A 17,981-nucleotide genomic window follows, 5' to 3' on the forward strand; every position below is an offset into this window, starting at 1 on the left:
AGCATCCGAACTTGAACGTATCCGCCGCGCAACAGGCCGCTCCCGTGGCCAGCCAGGCTCCAGTGGTCATGGACTGCAAGCTGGACAAGATCTTCTACGGCAACTTCATGGCGGTCCGCGACAGCCACGTGCCGATCGAGAAGAACAAGATCACCGGCTTCATCGGTCCTTCCGGCTGCGGCAAGAGTACCGTACTGCGCAGCCTGAACCGCATGAACGACCTGGTGAAGGGCTTCCGCTTCGAAGGCCATGTGCACTTCCTCGGCCAGGACGTCTATGGCAAGGGCGTCGATCCGGTGGTGGTGCGCCGCTACATCGGCATGGTGTTCCAGCAGCCGAACCCGTTCTCCATGAGCATCTTCGACAACGTTGCCTTCGGCCTGCGCCTGAACCGCTACAAGGGCGACATCGGTGACCGCGTCAAGCACGCCCTGCAAGGCGCGGCGCTGTGGGATGAAGTCAAGGACAAGCTCAAGGTCAGCGGCCTGTCCCTCTCCGGCGGCCAGCAGCAGCGCCTGTGCATTGCCCGGGCCATCGCCACCGAGCCGGAAGTGCTGTTGCTCGACGAGCCCTGCTCGGCACTCGACCCGATCGCCACCCGCCGTGTCGAGGAGCTGATGGTCGAGCTGAAGAAGGACTACACCATCGCCCTGGTGACCCACAACATGCAGCAGGCGATTCGCGTGGCCGACACCACGGCGTTCTTCTCGGTGGACATTTCCCAAGGCAGCCGTACCGGTTACCTGGTGGAAATGGGCCCGACCACGCAGATCTTCCAGAACCCGCGCGAACAACTGACGGACGACTACATCAGCGGCAAGTTCAGCTGAGTCGCACCGTTCTCCACCGGCGACCTGCCATCGCAGCCCCAAGGGGCTGCGATGGCAGGTCGCTTTATCGTCTTTCCAGTCCTTGGCGGAACTGTCCATGGGTGTCACGCACCGTCTCAACCTGTCAGCCGTAGAGCAGGCCCTGCGCGAAGTGCAAGGCCATTTTGCGGAGCTCAGCCGGCACTTCGTCGAGCCGCGCGACCCGTTCACCGACGAGGTCCTGGAAAATGTGCTTGAAGGCTATGCGCTGATTGATGACTATGTTGCCCGGGGCGTCGACCTGTTCGAGTTGCGTCAGCTCAACCTGATGCTCGAGATCAATGCCACCGTGTTGTGCGGCAGCGATCCTGTACGCCGTCGGGAGTTTGCCCAGCACCTCGCGGCCACCGAGGAGCACTTCTTCAACAACGTCGAAGGCGGCATCAAGGACCTCTACAACTGGTACTGTGCCTACCGCAGCGACTCGGTGTGGAAACGGGCGGCCGGGGTGTACGTACGGATCCTCAGCAAGCCGCAGCTGTTCATCGAGGGCAACAACCGCACCGGCTCGCTGATCGTCAGCTACCTGTTGATGCGCGCCGGGCTGCCGCCGTTCGTGTTGTCGCTGGATAACGCCGAGGGCTACTTCAACCCGTCGTCGGTCATCCGTAACTCTGCCAAGCACGGCGTCAAGGCGTTGTACGAGCTGCCCAAGATCAAGAAGAAGTACGCGGCTTTCCTGGAGTCCAGGGCGCCGGCCCCGGGGAAATTCTTTCTGAGTGCACCGCGCATGCCGATTTATCAGGAGAACCAATGATGGCCAGGTACCGAATGCTCGAACGAACGCAGGCCAGTGGCAAAAGGGCATGGCAGGCCATCGGCCACGCCCTGGACCGCCCGCGCATCCGCGTCTCGTTCGACATCGACGATACGCTGGCCTGCCTGCCGCATCACAGTCCTGCCGAAGACAGCCGACTGCCTGACTTCATCCACCGCTGGCTGGGCGAACCCCTGCGCAGCGGCACCCGCTCGCTGATCCGCGACCTGCGCCGCCAAGGTTGCAGCATCTGGATCTACACCTCTTCCGGGCGTACTCCTTCCTATATCCGTCGCTGGCTGATGCTGTATGGCATCCGCGTCGATGGCGTGGTCAACAGCGACCGGCATCACCATGTGGTGACTGCACGCGGCTTCGAGAAGATGCCGTCGAAATTCCCGCCGGCCTTCGATATCGACCTGCATGTGGACGACTCCGAAGGCGTGCGGATCGAGGGCGACGATCACGGTTTCCGTGTGGTGGTGGTCTGCCCGAAGGACAAGGCCTGGACGCAGAAGGTGCTGCAGGCGGCGGTCGAGGTGCAGGCGAAGCTTGTGCCACCGCGGGTGGCAAGGCCGGTGGTGGCTGCTCGTCGTGCAGAGGCCGTGACGTCCTGACGGGGCAGCCTCCGGCCTTGTCTTCAGATCGACAATGCCAGCAACGCCGCCGCCAACGCCGGCGGCATCACCAGCAACCCCAGGCGCAGGAAGCGCCAGGCGCTGACATGTTCGCCCTCGCGGCGGATCGCCACCAGCCATAGCAAGGTTGCCAACGAGCCGGTGATCGACAGGTTCGGCCCCAGGTCCACGCCGATCAGCAGGGCAGCGGTGGTCTGCTGCGGCAGCGCGACCAGCGAGCCCATGGAGCCAGCGATCAGTCCGGTCGGCAGGTTGTTCATCAGGTTGCTGGCGATGGCCACGCCCACGCCGCCCAGCCAGCTGGCCCGGGTTGGCGATTCCGCCGCCAGGCTGGCCAGGCCCTGGGCAAGGCGCGCGATCAGGCCGGTCTGGGCGACGGCTTCGACCAGTACGAACAAACCCGCCACCAGCGGCAGCACGCCCCACGCCACATGGCGCAGTACCGGCATCGGGCTGCGCCGTTGGCGCAGGTGGATCAGCACGGTGGTCGCCACGCCGGCGCAGAAGGTCGGCAGGCCCAGCGCCCGGTCCAGTGCCGAGGCGCCCAGCAGCAGGGCGGCGGTGAAGGCGATGCCCAGGGCACACAGGCGGGCACCGGCAGACAGCGGCTGGGACTCCACGCTCAGGGCCAGCGGTTGACGGATCTGCCGGCGCTGGGTCAGGCGCAACACCAGGTAGGTCAGGACGATCGCGGCCAGCGACGGCAGGCTGAATTGCCTCAGCCAGTCCAGCAGCGGCGGCATCTGGCTGCCGAAGACCACCAGGTTGGCCGGGTTGGAAATGGGCAGCACGAAACTGGCGGCATTGGCGATGAACGCGCAGATGAACAGGTAGGGCAGGGGTTCGGCCCGGGCGGCCTTGCACGCGGCATAGACCGCCGGGGTCAGCACCACTGCGGTAGCGTCATTGGACAGGAACACGGTGACCAGCGTGCCCACCAGGAACACCAGGTCGAACAGCCGTTGTCCCGAACCCTTGGCGTGTTGCACGGCATAGCGCGCCAGCCAGTCGAACAGGCCCTCCTGGCGGGCCAGTTCGGCCAGCACCATCATGCCGATCAGGAACAGGTAAACGTCGCCGCCTTCGGCGACGGCCGCCAGGGCACGCTGCGGTGTGATCAGGCCCAGGCCGGCCAGCAGCAGTGCGCCGCCCATGGCCCAGACATATTCCGGGATCCGCCATGGACGCAGGATGACGCCGCAGGTGGCGAGGGCGGCTATCGCCCAGATGATCGAAGCATTTTCACTAAAGGACATGGGGCGTTCAGGTTCCGGCAGGAGAAGGCAGGGACGATGGCGAGGTGCGCGGGTGGGTTTCGGGCAGTGCCAGCAATACCAGCATGAAGGCGGCCCCGGCAATCGCGGCCAGGGTCAGGAAGGCTGCATCGTAGCCGGCAGCCTGCACCACCAGCCCGGCGATGCCGGGGCTCAGCGCGGCGCCCAGTCCGAACACGGCGCTCAGTGCTCCGAGGCTGACGTTGAAGCGCCCGGTGCCTTCGGTCAGGTCCTTGACCACGATCGGGAACAGCGCACCGAAGATACCGGCGCCTATGCCGTCGAGCAGTTGCACGCCCACCAGCCAGAACGGGTTATCGGACACCACGTACAACGCGCCGCGCAGCGGCAGGATGAGAAAGCCGGCCAGCAGGAACGGCTTGCGGCCCCAGTGCTCGGCCTTGGCCCCGACCAGCAGCGCCATCGGTACCATGACCAGTTGCGCCGCGACGATGCACGCAGAGGTAAGCGGCGTGGCAAGGTTCAGGTCGATCTGCGACAGCTTCTGGCTCACCAGCGGCAGCATCGCCGCATTGGCCAGGTGGAACAGCGCGCAGCACACCGCGAACAGCAGCAAGGTGCGGTTGTGCAGCAGCAGCTTGAAGCCGGCAGGCTGGTCGACAGCGCCGGGGCCATGGACCAGTCCGCGCGCCAGTTGGTGATCGATGGCCGCCGCCGGTACACGTGCCGTGGCCAGCACGCTGGCCACGGTCATGACCGCCATCAGGTAGAACACCACCACCGGGCCGAACAGGTAGGCCAGGCCGCCCGCCAGCAGTGCCGAGCAGGCGTTGCCGGCATGGTTGAAGGTTTCGTTGCGGCCGACCCGGGCGGTGAAGGCCTTGGGCCCGCTGATGCCCAGCGAGATCGCGGCGATCGCCGGGGCGAACACCGAGCCGGCCAGGGCGCTGACCGTCTGGGTCAGGGCCACGGCGCCGAACGACGAGAGCAACGGCAGCAGCAGGCAACTGCCGGTCACCAGCACGGCGGCAATCACCACCACCGCGCGCTTGGCCGGGGTGCGGTCGATCAGCGCCCCGGCCGGGGTCTGCGCCAGCAGCGCGGCAATGCCGGCCAGGCTCATCACCAGGCCGATGCTCGCCGGTTGCCAGTGGTGCACCGCCAGCAGGTAGATGGCCAGGTATGGTCCCAGGCCGTCGCGCACGTCGGCGAGGAAGAAGTTCAGCCAGTCCAGGGCACGCTGGTGTGACGCGGGGGGCCTTGAGTGTTGCAAGGATGAAGTCTCGAAAAAGCCATGGGGAGCGCGATCGGCCGTTGCCGACCGCGCCGGTTTCAGCCGATATGCAGGCGGTTGCGGCCCGCTTCCTTGGCGACGTACAGCGCCTGGTCGGCACGTGCGATCAGCGCCTGGCCGTTGTCCAGGTCATTGCCGTTGATACAGGCGACGCCGATGCTCACGGTCACCTGAGCAAAGGGACTGTCGTGGTGGGCGATAGGTTCCTGGCCCAGGGCGTCGAGCATGGCCCGGGCCACACTGGCGGCACCGGCAGCATCGGTATCGGGCAGGATTGCCGCCAGTTCCTCACCACCATAGCGTGCCAGCAGGTCGGGCGGGCGACGCACGCAGGCCGCCAGCCGCCTGGCCACCTCCTGCAGGCAGCCGTCGCCGGCCAGGTGGCCGTGGCTGTCGTTGTAGCGCTTGAAGTGATCGATATCCACCATCAGCAGGGCCAGCGGGTTGCCACTGCGCCTGGCCCTGCCGATTTCCCGGGCCAGGGCGTCGTCGAAGCAACGCCGATTGGCCAGCCCGGTCAGCGCATCGTGCATCGCCAGGCGCGCGAGTTGTTGGTTGCTTTCCAGCAGTTGCTGCTGGGCCACCAGCAATTCGGCTTCCGCCTGGCTGCGACGGCACATGGTGCCTATCAGCATCCAGCCGATACCACCGGTCAGGAGCAGCAGCCCGCAGACCACCAGCGCCGACCACTGCGCCTCCAGCCTCCAGGCCGCCAGTGCCTCGCTCTTGCCCAGCGCCACGGTGGTGACCAGGGGCAGGGTGTCGCTCTTGCGAAACGCATACAGGCGCTCGACACCATCCAGGCTGGAGGTGAACGATGCGGTGCCCACCGACTTGTCGACCAGGTATTTGACATAGATCGGTGAACTGGAAAAGTTGCGGCCCATGTCCTGCTCGCGGAACGGGTAGCGCACCAGCAGCGCACCGTCGGTATAGGACAGCCCGATGGCACCGTCATGGCCGAGATCGATCTGGCCGAACAGGCGCAGGAAATTCTCCACGCCCAGGGTCACGGCAACCACGCCTGCGAATTGTCCTTGCGCGTCGTCGAAGCGGCGGCTGATGGTGATCACCCATTCCTGGTTCGAGCGACTGCGGATGGGCAGGCCGATGAAGGGCTCGCGGGAAGGGTCGTCGCGGTGATGGATGAAGTACGCCCGGTCACTGCTGTTGGCACCGACCGGGATCGGCCGGTTGGACGACATCAGCCAGCGCCCGTCCTTGTCGTACACGGTGATGCCGCTCATTTGCGGCATCAGTGGCTGCTGGCGGCTGACCAGTTGGCTGAGCCGCTCGATCTGCCGCGGCCCGCTGCCTTCGGTTTCCAGGCGCTCCACCAGCCCGAGCAGGATCATCGAGCTTTGCCGCACGATGCCTTCGGAGTAGGTGGAGAGGGCCTGGGAGAGGTTAAGGCCGTGGATGTTGATTTCTTCGAGGGCGCGTTCACGGGAAGCCATCACCTTCCACAGTGCCAACGAAGCGAGCGAGCAACCGATGATCGACAGCAGCAGAACAACGAGGTGAATATCACGTTTCACGGTGGTACCTGGTGGAAATCCGAATTCCGACGCTTGCGATCAATCGCTGAAGGCCATAGCACATCGCCATTCCTGGCGTTGTGCAATGATATAGGGAGTCACCTTGAAGTACAGTAAATACGCTGCTTTCACTCGGGTATCGCGATGTTCGGCAGGCTGACGATCAACTGGCCTGGTGGGGCAGGGGTTTCAGGCCGCTGTCTTCGATAGCGGCGTCGGCCTCGGGTGACGCCAGGTAGTCGAGCAGCGCCTGGGCCTCGGCATGATGCTGGGTCTTGCTGACGATGGCGCCCGAGTAAAGGGTCATCTTCTGGGCTTGCTCCGGGATCAGGCCAACGATGTCTATACCCTCGACCGGCTTGAGCTCGCTCAGCTGTTGAAAGCCGACCTGGGCCTGGCCGCGGGCAACCACTGCGCCAACCGGTTCGGCAGGAATCATGTGGGCCTTGGCCTGGAACCCGGCGCCCAGTTGCATGCGCGGGAACAGCGTGCGTGACAGGTACACACCGCTCGCGCTGTCGGAATAGGCCACCGAACTGCTTTGCAGCAGCACCGAGCGCAGGCCTTGCATGGTGCTGATATCCGGCTTCGGCGCGCCTTTGCGCACGGCCATGGCAATGAAGGATTTGCCCAGATCGACGCGGCTGGCCTGTTCCGCCTGGCCGTGGGCGATCAGGTCGTCGAGTGCCGAGCCGACCATCAGCACCACGTCGGCCGACTCGCCCCGGGCCAATCGATTGGGCACCGCCTGTGGAGTCTCGCCCATCGAAGGTGCGGCCAGGACGTTGAGCCTGACGCCGAATTTCTTCTCGTAGGCCGGTGCCGCCTCCCGAATGGCTCCCATGATCCCGCCGGAACTGAGCACGGTCAGGGTGTGTTCATCGGCCTGCGCGGCGTCGGCCGCCGAGCAGGCGAGCGTGGTCATCAACAGGGCGGTGCAGGACAGCATTCGAAGCATTGGAACAGTCTCCACGAACTCAAGGCCGGCCACTGTAAGGGAGCACGCGGTGTGGCGGGATTAAGCGCGGGTTAAGAATGTTTCATATTGCGGATCAAGGCCGGCCGCCTGCTCCTTCACCGCGCCGGTTTGGCGCCAGCTCCCACAGAGCAAAACATAACTCTTTGATTTGCACGGACCTTGTGGGAGCGGGTTTACCCGCGATTGCTGTGGTGAAGTCACTGTAGCAATCGCGGGTGAACCCGCTCCCACAGTGACGCGTGAACCATACGTCAGCGGGCTTATGCCGGCGAGTTGGCGGAAATGCTGGCAAGCGACCTCTGACCCAGCCAATAACGGTATGGCTGGCATCCGAATCTGGTATTTCATCCCGCATTGCACGGCTGATTAGCATCGTCGATGTCTTCCTGTCGACGAGAACAATAACGTGAATCTTGGAACGATCATTACCCGAAGCAGCCGCTACTGGCCTGAGCAGGTTGCCGTGGCGGACAGCCGCACGCGCCTGACCTACGCCCAGCTGGAGCGCCGCGCCAACCGCCTGGCTTCGGCACTGGGCACGCTGGGTGTAGCGGCCGGCGAGCATGTGGCGATCCTCGCCGCCAACCGTGTGGAGCTGGTGGAAGCGGAAGTGGCGCTGTACAAGGCGGCGATGGTCAAGGTGCCGATCAATGCGCGGCTGTCGCTGGATGAAGTGGTGCGGGTGCTGGAAGATTCCTGCAGCGTTGCGCTGATCACCGATGCCGGCTTTGCCCAGGCATTGGCAACACGGCGCGCCGAGTTGCCGCTGCTGCGCCAGGTGATCGTGCTGGAGGGCGAGGGGGGCGATGTGGGTTATGCCGCGTTGCTCCAACGCGGCAGCGAAGCACCCCTTGGCCTGGACCCGGCCGACGATGCGCTGGCGGTGCTGCACTACACCTCCGGCAGTTCGGGTGTGCTCAAGGCCGCCATGCTGTCCTTCGGCAACCGCAAGGCGCTGGTGCGCAAGAGCATCGCCAGCCCCACGCGGCGCTCCGGGCCGGGCGACGTCATGGCCCATGTCGGGCCCATCACCCATGCCAGCGGCATGCAGATCATGCCGCTGCTGGCGGTCGGGGCCTGCAACCTGTTGCTCGACCGCTACGACGACCGCCTTCTGCTCGAGACCATCGAGCGCGAGCGGGTAACCCGGCTGTTCCTGGTGCCGGCGATGATCAACCGCCTGGTGAACTACCCCAACGTCGAGCGTTTCGACCTGTCCAGCCTGAAGCTGGTCATGTATGGCGCCGCGCCCATGGCACCGGCGCTGGTGAAGAAAGCCATCGAACTGTTCGGGCCGATCCTCGCGCAAGGTTACGGCGCCGGTGAAACCTGCTCGCTGGTCACGGTGCTGACCGAACAGGACCACCTGGTGGAAGACGGCGACTACCGGCGCCTGGCCTCTTGCGGTCGGTGCTATTTCGAGACCGACCTGCGGGTGGTCAACGAGGCGTTCGAGGACGTCGCACCCGGCGAGGTCGGCGAGATCGTGGTCAAGGGTCCCGATGTCATGCAGGGCTACTGGCGTGCGCCGGCGCTCACTGCCGAGGTCATGCGCGACGGTTACTACCTCACCGGCGACCTGGCGACGGTCGATGCCCAGGGTTATGTGTTCATCGTCGATCGCAAGAAGGAAATGATCATTTCCGGTGGCTTCAACGTGTACCCCAGCGAAGTGGAACAGGTGATCTACGCCTTCCCCGAGGTGTTCGAGGTGGCGGTGGTCGGCGTGCCCGATGCGCAGTGGGGCGAAGCGGTGCGTGCGGTGGTGGTGCTCAAGCCCGGCGCGCAACTGGACGCTGCCGAACTGATCGAGCGCTGCGGCCGGGCGCTGGCCGGTTTCAAGAAACCGCGTAGCGTCGACTTTGTCAGCGAACTGCCGAAAAACCCCAACGGCAAGGTGGTGCGCCGCCTGGTCCGGGACACCTACTGGCAACACAGCGAACGTCGTATCTGACCAGGGAGCATCACCATGTATCAACCAAGTGCAAAGGCTGCGCAGATCATCGAAGCGATCGAGGGTTTCGTCCGCGACCAGGTTCTTCCGCTGGAGCAGGAAGCCCGGCTGGACTGGGCGCGTCCGCATCCGCAGGCAGTGCTGCGGCAGGTATGGAAACGCTCCAGCGAGCAAGGCCTGTACACCGTCATGCTTCCCGAAAGCATGGGTGGGGCCGGTCTGAACGTGGCCGACCTGTGCGCGGTGAAGGAGGCCACCGTGCTCACCGGTTCCATGCTTGCGCCCCATGTGTTGGGGGAGCTTTCGGGGCCGCCACGGGTCGGTCACCTGTTCAAGGTTGCCAGCCCCTACCAGGTCGAGACGTTCTTGAAACCGGTATGCCGCGCCGAAAAAGCCGTGTGCTTCGCCCTGACCGAAGCCGAGGCCGGCTCGGATGCGACGGCCATTCGTACCCAGGCACGCCGCGACGGTGACCACTATGTACTCAGCGGCAGCAAGCGCTACATCTCCGGTGCCACCTACGCCGACCTCGCCGTGCTGCTGGCGGTGACCGGCCCGGGGCAGGGCGCCCAGGGCATTTCGGCGTTCTTCGTCGACCTCTCCGCCCCGGGTGTGCGCATCGAGAGTGATTATTCGGTGATGTCCGGGGGCGGCGCCCATGGTGACATCGTGCTCGACCAGGTGCGGGTGCCGGCGGCCAACCTGATCGGCGATGAAGGGCAGGGCTTCAAGCTGGCCATGGGGCGCATCACCCTCAACCGCCTGCTGCATTGCCCGACCCTGCTGGGGCTGGCCGGCCTGGCCCTGAACCTGTCCATCGAGCATGCCCGCAGCCGCAAGCAGTTCGGCCAGCCGATCGCCATGTTCCAGGCGGTCAACCACATGATCGCCGACATGGCCACCGAGCTGCACGCCGCGCGCAGCATGGTCTACGCCACCGCCCAGGTGAACGACGCCGGCGGCGATATCCGCACCCAGGCGCCAATGTGCAAGCTGTTCGTCTCCGAGGCCGCCTTCCGCATTGCCGACAAGGCAGTGCAGGTGCACGGCGGGGCCGGGTTGATGCAGGGCCATCCGGTGGAGTGGATTTTCCGCGCCACGCGGATGATGCGTATCCTCACCGGCACCAGCGAAATCCAGCGCAACACCATCGCCAAAGGCGTCTTGATGCCTGCCTGACCGACGGGTCGCCCTCGATGGCGACCCCTTGGCAACACCCTGACAACAATAACAAGAGTACTCGCCATGACTGCGGATTCTTCATTGCCCAACCCCCGTACTGCCTGGCTGGTAGCGGTGCTGCTGGCCCTGCTGATGCTGGTCAACTTTCTCGACAAGGTGGTGATCGGCCTGGTGGCGGTGCCCATGAGCGCCGAGCTGGGGCTGACGGCCACCGAGTTCGGCCTGATCGGCGGTGCCTTGCATTGGTTCTTCGCGATCTCCGCCGTGGTCGGCGGCTTCATGGCCAACCGCCGCCCGACCCGCACCCTGTTGCTGGGCATGGGATTGTTCTGGGCGCTGATCCAGTTGCCGATGCTGTTCGCCACCTCGCTGTGGGCCATCGTCGCCTGCCGGGTGCTGCTGGGCATCGGCGAGGGGCCGGCATCACCGGTCGCCACCCATGCCTTGTACAAGTGGTTTCCCAATGACCGGCGCAACCTTCCGGTTGCCCTGCTGCATGCCGGCAGCGCCATGGGACTGCTGGTGGCCGGCGCGATGATCCCCTGGGTCAGCCTGCACTACGGCTGGCGCACCAATTTCATCATCCTGGCGCTGATCGGCCTGGCCTGGTGCCTGCTGTGGTGGCGGCTGGGCCAGGAGGGCACCCTGGAGCGCCTGCGTGCCAGCCAGCTCAAGACCGATGAGCCCGCCATTCCCTATCGCCGGCTGCTGGGCGACCCCAGCGTGCTGGGCAACTACCTGTGTCACTTCGCCGCCAACTGGTCGCTGGCCCTGACCCTGACCTGGGTGCCCAGTTACCTGCAGACAGGCCTGGGCATCGATCCACTGCAGACCGGGCGCATCTTCGTCATGTTCGTGGTCGTGACCACGCCGCTGAGCTTGCTGCTGGCCTGGTTGTCCCAGCGCCTGATGCGCCTCGGCCTGCCTTCGCGGGTTGCACGGGGCGTGTTCGTTTCAGTGTGCCTGGTCCTCGGCGGGCTGTTGTCGGCGTCGCTGATCCTGCCCGGGCTGAGCACCGCGGTGCGGGTCGCCGCGCTGACCTTCAGCGGCGGCCTCGCGCTGGTCATGTATTCGGTGGGGCCGGCGATGCTCGCCGAGTTCACCCCGGCGGCCCAGCGCGGTGGCATCCTCGCCATGGGCAATGGCATCGCCTCGCTGGCCGGCCTGGCGGCACCGGTGGTCACCGGTGTGCTGGTACAGGGCGCCGGTGCCGAGCACCCGGCGGGCTATGCCCAGGGGTTCCTGGTCTGCGGCGCGGTGCTGGTGGTGGCCGGCCTGGTCGGCCTGGCCACGCTCAACCCGCAGCGCACCTTGCAGCGCCTGCGCGAGTCGGCTGGCGCAGGCCGGCCGGCGCGGGCTCAGACGGCCAACTGAACACCCAGCACGGACTCGAGCGGTTCGGCCTCCTTGCCGATCAGTTCGCCGCGCCAGCGCCCGCTGTTGACCAGGTCGACCAGCACGCTGCGCACCAGGTCGCGCAGGCAACCGGCGGCGAACGACAGGGGTTTGTGCTGCGAGTGCGCCAGGGCGATGGTGCGACTGATGCGCGGCTCGACGATGCGTCGTGCCGCCGTGGGTTCGAGCAGTTCGCTTAGCGGCGGCCAGTTGCTGATGGTCGCCGCCAGGCCGGCGCGCACCAGGCTGGCGATGCCGGGCGCCGATTGCTGTTCATAGGCGGCGGCCAGGGGCACACCGGCCTCCATGGCGGCCTGCTCGACGCGCCGACGCAGATGCAGCGCCCTCGGTGGCAGCACCAGCCGGGTGGCGGCGGCTTCGGCCAGGGTGATGGTGTCCGGCGCGCCGGGCGCCGAGGCACCGACCCAATACAGTGACTCGATGAAGATCGGGTCGGCCTCGACGTTCTCGAGTTCTTCGGCATTGGGCACCACGCCGAAATCCACCTTGCCCAGCTCGATGGCCTGGCCGCCTTCGCGGCTGAGGCCATCCCACACCGTCAGGGTCACGCCGGGGAAGCGTTGCTCGGCACGCCTGACGATTTCCGGCAGCAGCAGGTCGGCCGCGGTGGCTGGAATGGAGATGGCCACATGGCCCTTGGGATCGCCGCGGCTGGATTTCAGCTCGTCCTTCACCGAGTCGAGTTTCTGCACCACCTGGCGCGCGACTTCGTAAAGCTGGCGCCCGGCGTCGGTCAGGGCGATGCCATCGTGCTGGCGGTCGAGCAGTTGCATTTCCAGTTCGCTTTCCAGCAGGCCGATCTGCCTGCTCAGCGCAGGCTGGGCGATATAGGCGCGGCGCGAGGCCGACGAGAAGCTGCCTGCTTCGACGATGGCGATCAGGTAACGGAGCTGTTTCAGGGTCATCGGAGCGGTTCCAAGGCTATGCCGAACTGATATGGCACGTATCCGAACACGTTATTTGTGGGGTTCGAAGCGCGGCTCCTAGTATCACCCCGAAAGGGCGGGCCAAGGCAACCCTGACCGGGACAACACAACGACAAGAGGCAATCCCGATGAAACCTGTCACGCTGCTGCGCAGCTTTCTGTTGGTCTGCGCCAGCTTGCTGGCCCTGCACCTTGGTGCGACGCCGCTGCCGCCCGGCCTGACCCCGGTAGGGGCCGAACGGGCAGCCAGCGACGACGGCCGCATTCCGGCCTGGAGCGGTGGCCTGGAGGCTGCGCAGGTGCCGCTGGCGGCCAACGGTACGCCGCTGGATCCCTACGCCGATGAACAGCCGCTGTACGTGATCAGCGCCGGCAACTACCGGCATTACCGGGAACAGCTCACGGCGGGGCAGGTGGCCTTGATCCAGCGCTATCCCGAGTCGTTTCGCCTGCCGGTGTATCCGTCGCACCGCAGTGTGGCGGTGCCGCCCCAGGTCGCCGAGTGGGCCCGGCACAATGCTGCCAGTGCCCGCCTGGTCAATGATGGCAACGGTGTGCAGGGCTTCATCGGAGCGGTGGCATTCCCCACGCCAGGCAACGGCCTGCAAGTGCTGTGGAACCACCTCACGCGGCCACGCAACGGCAGCTATGTCCTGGCCTCGGACAGCATCACCCCAAGGGGCGACGGGCGCTTTTCCACGATCAGCCTGCAACAGGCGTTCGCCCGACCCGACGCCCTGGATGATGGCCAGGCCGATGCTGTGCTGTATTACCTGAGTTACCGCCTGACCGCGCCGTCGCGCCAGGCGGGCGACGCCGTGGTGCTGCATGAAACCCTCGACCAGGTGGCGCAGCCAAGGCTGTCGTGGCTGTACAGCAGCAGCCAGCGGCGGGTGCGGCGGATCCCGGCACTGGTCTACGACGACATCACCCCGGGTACTGCCAGCCTGCGCACCGCCGACAGTCGCGACATGTTCAATGGCGCCCCCGACCTGTACCAGTGGACCCTGGTGGGCAAGAAAGAACTGCACGTGCCCTACAACAGCTACCGCCTGGCCTCGCCGCTGCTCGGCTACGCCGCGCTGATCGGCACGGGACACGTCAATCCGCAGCCCACCCGCTATGAGTTGCATCGGGTGTGGGAGGTGGTGGGGACCCTCAAGCCTGGAGCGAAGCACATCTATGCCAGCCGCCGCTATTACCTCGACGAGGACAGCTGGGCCATCGTCGAGGCGGATTTCTTCGATCACCAGGGACGCCTGTGGCGCACGGCGCAGGCCCACAGCTACTACCACGTCACAGGGCAAACACTGGTCAATGCCATGGAAGCGATCTACGACCTGCGCAGCGGTCGCTACCAGCTGTCGGGCCTTACCAACGAGCAGTCCAGGCCCTACGCCTTCGATGTGCGCACCAGCGCTTCCCATTTTTCGCCCGGCGCATTGCGCAGCCAGGGGCTGCGCTGACACAGGACTACCGATGGCTTCCGAACACCGTGACAGCGCCTGGGCGCGCTGGTTGCTGGGGCAGGGCAAGGCGCCCGATCCGCGCTTCACCCTGGCCAATGAACGCACCTTTCTTGCCTGGATCCGTACTGCCCTGGCCTTGCTCGGGGGCGCTATCGCTATCGAGACCTTCGCCGCCCATGCCTGGCCCACGGCCGGGCGCGTGGCGATGGAGCTGGTGTTGCTGCTGGCGAGCCTGATGGTCAGCCTGGGCGCCGGCTGGCGCTGGCTGATGGTGGAGCGCGCGTTGCGCCGCCAGGCCCCGCTGCCCCTGCCGCGCCTGGTCCCGTTGCTGAGCATCGCATGCGCGCTCGCCGGGGTGGCGGTGGTCGCGGTGTCGTGGGGCCGTTGGCATGCCTGAAGATTCCGCCGACACCGGGTTGCAGGCCGAGCGCACGGTGCTGGCCTGGCGGCGCACGCAGGTATCCTTGTGGCTGGTGGCCTGCCTGGCCTGGCGCGGCGAGTTGCTGCTGGTCGCCGGCATGGCGGCGTTGCTGGCGCTGCTCGGCCGGGCGCGGGAGCGCCAGGTGTACCGCCGAGGCCTGGGCATGCTGCGCCGCGAGCAAGGGCTTCCCGCGGTCTACAGCGTGCCGCTGTGCGCCCTGGGCATGGCGCTGCTGGTGCTGGGGGCAGGGTTGCGCCGCTCGCTGTAGAGCGGCGCGGTTGCCGGTTCAGGGGGTGACGATGTTGAAGCGCCCGTCCGCTTCGTCCAGCCCCGCCATGAACTGCATGAACTTCATGCGCTCGCCAGTGATCTCGATCCCGCCGCCGCTCGCTTCCTTGAGAAAACCGGTCTGCTTCAGTGCGATGCGGTCCAGGGTGGCCTTGCTCATGTGCACCTCGACATCCGCCCGGGCGTGCCGGCTATGGTCGCGGTGGGTGAGCACGCCGTTGCGCAGGGTCAGGGCATGGTCTTCGTTCAGATCGGTGAAGCGCCAGTTGATGGTCAGGTCCTGCGCGGCGGCCTTGGCCGCGTCCACCCGCACGCCAAGGTAATCGAAGAACAGCGACGGCGTCAGCGCGCGCACCAGGTCGTCGGCGCTGCCGCCCCGGCTGGTGGCTGGCGCCAGGCCGTTGCGCAGTTCCTGTGCGCCGGTCAGGTACGCGTTGCGCCAGGTGGCGTTCTCGCTTTGATAGCCCATTTGCTCCAGTGCATCGGCCTGCAGTTCGCGGGCCGCGGTATTGTCCGGTTGCGCGAACACCAGGTGGCGGGTCAGCTCGGCGACCCAGCGATAGTCTCCTTTCTCAAAGGCTTCCCGGCCCAGGGCCAGCACCCGTTCGGCGCCGCCCAGGGCCTTGACGTAACGTTCCCCGGCCGCGCTCGGCGGCAACGGGTCGAGGGTCGCTGGGTTGCCATCGTAGAAGCCCATGTAGCGTTGATACACCGCCCGCACGTTGTGGCTGAGCGAGCCGTAGTAATCACGGCTATACCATTTGCCGGCCAGCCGCGGCGGCAGGCTGGTCAGTTCGGCGGCGATCTCGGTGGGGCCCAGGCCGCGGTTGATCAGGCGCAGGGTCTGGCTGTCGATGAACGCGTACATGTCGCGCTGGTCGGCCAGGTAGTCGCGGATGGCGGCACCGCCCCAGGTCGGCCAGTGATGCTGGGCGAATACCACATCGGCCTGGTCGCCATAGCGCAGCAGCGACTGGTCCAGGTAATGCGCCCAGACCTTGGCATCGCGCACCTGGGCACCGCGCAGGATCAGGATGTTGTGTTGCACATGGGAGGCGTTTTCGGCCATGCACAGGGCCTTGAAACCGGGGAACCACAGGTTCATCTCGGCAGGCGCCTCGGTGCCTGGGGTCAGCTGGAACTCGATATCGACACCGTCGATGGTCAGGTTCTCGATGGGTTGCTCGATCAGCCGCGTGGGGGCGATCAGGCTGACGGTGGCATTGGCCGGCACGCCTTTGCCCAGGCCGGCATCCACCTGGCCGCGGGGGCCGCGGGGCAGCGGCGCACCATACATGTACTGGGCCCGGCGCTTCATGGCTGGCCCGGCCAGCACGTTCTCGCTGACCGCATGCTCGAAGAAGCCCTGGGGGGCGATCACTTGCACCTTGCCGGCCTTGACGTCGGCCTCGTCGATCACCCCGCGCACCCCGCCGAAATGATCCACGTGCGGGTGCGTATAGATCACCGCCACCACCGGCCGCTGCGGGCGATGACGGAAGTACATGGCCAGCCCGGCCCGGGCGGTTTCCACCGAGAGCAGCGGGTCCATGACGATCAGGCCATGCTTGCCTTCGATCAGGGTCATGTTGGCCAGGTCCAGGCCGCGCACCTGGTAGATGCCGTCGGTGACCTTGAACAGCCCGGCGATGGTATTGAGCTGGGCGATACGCCACAGGCTCGGGTTGACCGTGGCCGGGGCCTCGCCCGCGAGGAAGGCATAACGCTGCAGATCCCACACGGGTTTGCCGTCGGCATTGAGCACCGCCTGGTCCACCGCTTCGACCAGGCCGCGATGGGCATTGTCGAAGTCGCTGCGGTCGGCGAAGGGCAGGCGCTGCAACCATTGCTGGTTGCTTTGGCGAGTGAGGTCGGTGGCGTCCTTGGCCGGCACATCGGCCAGCACCGCGAAGGGCAAGGCCAAGGCCAGCAGGCAGGGCAGTGAGCGTAGGCGCATGGGGGTGATCCTTGTTGTTCTGGGGGCGAACACTCTAAGGACAGAGTTCCTCGCCGAACCAATACCACTCTTGCATGGCGGCCCATGCCGCAATGCGATGGCTCAGGCGGGCCTGGCCCCGATCTCCATGATGCGTTCCACCAGCCAGGCCAGGGCCGGATCGTGCTGGCGATGGGCAAGGTGCACCAGCTCCAGCTGGAAGGGCTCCAGGGCGAACGGCAGGTCGAACAGTTGCAGCGGCAGCAGCCGGGCGAAATGCACGGCCAGGGCAGTGGGCAGCACCACGCACAGGTCGGAGCTGGCGGCCAGGTGCGCTGCCTGCAGGTAGTTGGGCGTGGTGTAGACGATGCGCCGGGCCAGGCCCTGTTCCGCCAGCCATTGATCGACCATGCCACGGGTCTGGCCGCCGTGCACCCATAGGTGGCGCAGGCCGAGGAAGGTTTGCAAATCGAGCGCACCCTCGACGTCCGGGTGGCCCTGGCGCAGCGCCACGCGCAAGGTCTCGCTGCGCCAGTGGCGCCGTTCATAGCGCGCCGGCAATTCATCGAAGCGCCCCAGCACCAGGTCGAGTTCGCCACGGTCGAGCGCTTCGGCGGGAAGGCTGGGCATCAGGTGCTGCACGTCCACGCGCAGATGCGGCGCCTGGGTCTGCAGGGTCACCAGCAAGCGCGGCATGCACAGCTGTTCGGCAAAATCGGTGAGGGCGATGCGCAATTGCCGGTGGCTGAGCTGCGGATCGAAGCTGTCAGCGCCACCGAGGGTTTGCTCTATCTGCTGCAGCGCTGCGCGGATCGGGCCTTCCAGGGCCAGGGCGCGCGGCGTGGGGCGCATGCTCCGGCCCACCCGTACCAGCAGCGGATCGCCGAGCAGGTCGCGCAGGCGTGCCAGGGCGTTGCTCACGGTCGGCTGGGTCAGGGCCAGGCGCTCGGCAGCACGGGACACGTTCTGTTCGCGCAACAGCATGTCCAGCACGCGCAGCAGGTTGAGATCGAAGTTGGAAATATTCATGTGAAAAATACATGGAATGGAAAATTAGAATTTCAAAAATAGTAGGCGCC

Annotated in this window: 16 protein-coding genes; 9 read left to right on the top strand and 7 right to left on the bottom strand. The window is 66.1% G+C overall.

Translation table 11 applies throughout. From position 1 onward, the window contains the following. Nucleotides 1–68: 68 nt before the first annotated feature. The 3 genes from pstB (at nucleotide 69) to ACPFMA_RS11910 (ending at nucleotide 2,243) form a co-directional block, all read left to right on the top strand. Complete coding sequence (gene pstB / locus ACPFMA_RS11900) at nucleotides 69–830, top strand: phosphate ABC transporter ATP-binding protein PstB (protein ID WP_051032704.1); 762 nt, start codon at nucleotides 69–71, stop codon at nucleotides 828–830. 97 nt (nucleotides 831–927) lie between these two features. Beyond that, nucleotides 928–1,626 carry a hypothetical protein gene (locus ACPFMA_RS11905; protein ID WP_009400292.1) on the top strand — a complete coding sequence of 233 codons (699 nt, stop codon included), beginning with the start codon at nucleotides 928–930 and terminating at the stop codon, nucleotides 1,624–1,626. Then, entirely contained in the window at nucleotides 1,626–2,243 is a 618-nt protein-coding gene (locus ACPFMA_RS11910; protein WP_420056654.1) for a hypothetical protein, read from the top strand. Before ACPFMA_RS11905 ends, ACPFMA_RS11910 begins: the two co-directional genes overlap by 1 nt. A gap of 23 nt (nucleotides 2,244–2,266) precedes the next feature. Here ACPFMA_RS11910 and ACPFMA_RS11915 read toward each other — a convergent pair whose 3' ends face one another. The 4 genes from ACPFMA_RS11915 to ACPFMA_RS11930 all read right to left on the bottom strand — a co-directional run bounded on the left by ACPFMA_RS11915 (nucleotide 2,267) and on the right by ACPFMA_RS11930 (nucleotide 7,289). After that, a complete protein-coding gene (locus ACPFMA_RS11915) occupies nucleotides 2,267–3,520 on the bottom strand; it encodes an arsenic transporter (protein WP_420056653.1) in 1,254 nt (417 codons plus the stop codon). A 7-nt stretch (nucleotides 3,521–3,527) separates the two neighbouring features. Continuing rightward, nucleotides 3,528–4,772, bottom strand: a complete 1,245-nt coding sequence (locus ACPFMA_RS11920; RefSeq protein ID WP_425930262.1) for an MFS transporter — start codon at nucleotides 4,770–4,772, stop codon at nucleotides 3,528–3,530. Between the two features lie 59 nt (nucleotides 4,773–4,831). Continuing rightward, entirely contained in the window at nucleotides 4,832–6,331 is a 1,500-nt protein-coding gene (locus ACPFMA_RS11925) for a sensor domain-containing diguanylate cyclase (RefSeq protein WP_425930263.1), read from the bottom strand. Between the two features lie 163 nt (nucleotides 6,332–6,494). Continuing rightward, on the bottom strand, nucleotides 6,495–7,289 hold the full coding sequence (locus ACPFMA_RS11930) for a substrate-binding domain-containing protein (RefSeq protein WP_420056650.1): 795 nt from the start codon (nucleotides 7,287–7,289) through the stop codon (nucleotides 6,495–6,497). A 427-nt stretch (nucleotides 7,290–7,716) separates the two neighbouring features. Between ACPFMA_RS11930 and ACPFMA_RS11935 the strand changes: the two genes are divergently transcribed. The 3 genes from ACPFMA_RS11935 to ACPFMA_RS11945 all read left to right on the top strand — a co-directional run bounded on the left by ACPFMA_RS11935 (nucleotide 7,717) and on the right by ACPFMA_RS11945 (nucleotide 11,820). Next, nucleotides 7,717–9,264, top strand: coding sequence for an AMP-binding protein (locus ACPFMA_RS11935; RefSeq protein WP_425930264.1), 1,548 nt, complete (start codon nucleotides 7,717–7,719; stop codon nucleotides 9,262–9,264). A gap of 15 nt (nucleotides 9,265–9,279) precedes the next feature. After that, complete coding sequence (locus ACPFMA_RS11940; protein WP_425930265.1) at nucleotides 9,280–10,443, top strand: acyl-CoA dehydrogenase family protein; 1,164 nt, start codon at nucleotides 9,280–9,282, stop codon at nucleotides 10,441–10,443. Nucleotides 10,444–10,509: 66 nt separating this feature from the next. Continuing rightward, entirely contained in the window at nucleotides 10,510–11,820 is a 1,311-nt protein-coding gene (locus ACPFMA_RS11945) for an MFS transporter (RefSeq protein ID WP_425930266.1), read from the top strand. Here the strand turns inward: ACPFMA_RS11945 and ACPFMA_RS11950 are convergent. Continuing rightward, nucleotides 11,805–12,767, bottom strand: coding sequence for a LysR family transcriptional regulator (locus ACPFMA_RS11950; RefSeq protein ID WP_009402838.1), 963 nt, complete (start codon nucleotides 12,765–12,767; stop codon nucleotides 11,805–11,807). The two genes, ACPFMA_RS11945 and ACPFMA_RS11950, sit on opposite strands and share 16 nt — an antisense overlap. 149 nt (nucleotides 12,768–12,916) lie before the next feature. On the opposite strand from ACPFMA_RS11950, the gene ACPFMA_RS11955 reads away from it, so the two are divergent. From ACPFMA_RS11955 to ACPFMA_RS11965, 3 genes are read left to right on the top strand one after another with little or no spacing between them, the layout of a single operon-like run. Next, on the top strand, nucleotides 12,917–14,254 hold the full coding sequence (locus ACPFMA_RS11955; protein ID WP_425930267.1) for a DUF1329 domain-containing protein: 1,338 nt from the start codon (nucleotides 12,917–12,919) through the stop codon (nucleotides 14,252–14,254). Between the two features lie 13 nt (nucleotides 14,255–14,267). After that, nucleotides 14,268–14,654 carry a YidH family protein gene (locus ACPFMA_RS11960; protein WP_009402840.1) on the top strand — a complete coding sequence of 129 codons (387 nt, stop codon included), beginning with the start codon at nucleotides 14,268–14,270 and terminating at the stop codon, nucleotides 14,652–14,654. Beyond that, the gene (locus tag ACPFMA_RS11965) at nucleotides 14,647–14,946 is read left to right on the top strand and encodes a DUF202 domain-containing protein (protein WP_425930268.1); all 300 of its coding nucleotides are present in this window, start codon (nucleotides 14,647–14,649) and stop codon (nucleotides 14,944–14,946) included. Before ACPFMA_RS11960 ends, ACPFMA_RS11965 begins: the two co-directional genes overlap by 8 nt. An 18-nt stretch (nucleotides 14,947–14,964) precedes the next feature. Here the strand turns inward: ACPFMA_RS11965 and ACPFMA_RS11970 are convergent, their stop codons facing one another. After that, complete coding sequence (locus ACPFMA_RS11970) at nucleotides 14,965–16,923, bottom strand: alkyl/aryl-sulfatase (RefSeq protein WP_425930269.1); 1,959 nt, start codon at nucleotides 16,921–16,923, stop codon at nucleotides 14,965–14,967. 102 nt (nucleotides 16,924–17,025) lie between these two features. Continuing rightward, nucleotides 17,026–17,931, bottom strand: a complete 906-nt coding sequence (locus ACPFMA_RS11975) for a LysR family transcriptional regulator (protein WP_064304351.1) — start codon at nucleotides 17,929–17,931, stop codon at nucleotides 17,026–17,028. Between the last annotated feature and the right edge of the window lie 50 nt (nucleotides 17,932–17,981).

The sequence above is a fragment of the Pseudomonas sp. NyZ201 genome, assembly GCF_049860765.1.
Lineage (GTDB): Bacteria > Pseudomonadota > Gammaproteobacteria > Pseudomonadales > Pseudomonadaceae > Aquipseudomonas > Aquipseudomonas bharatica.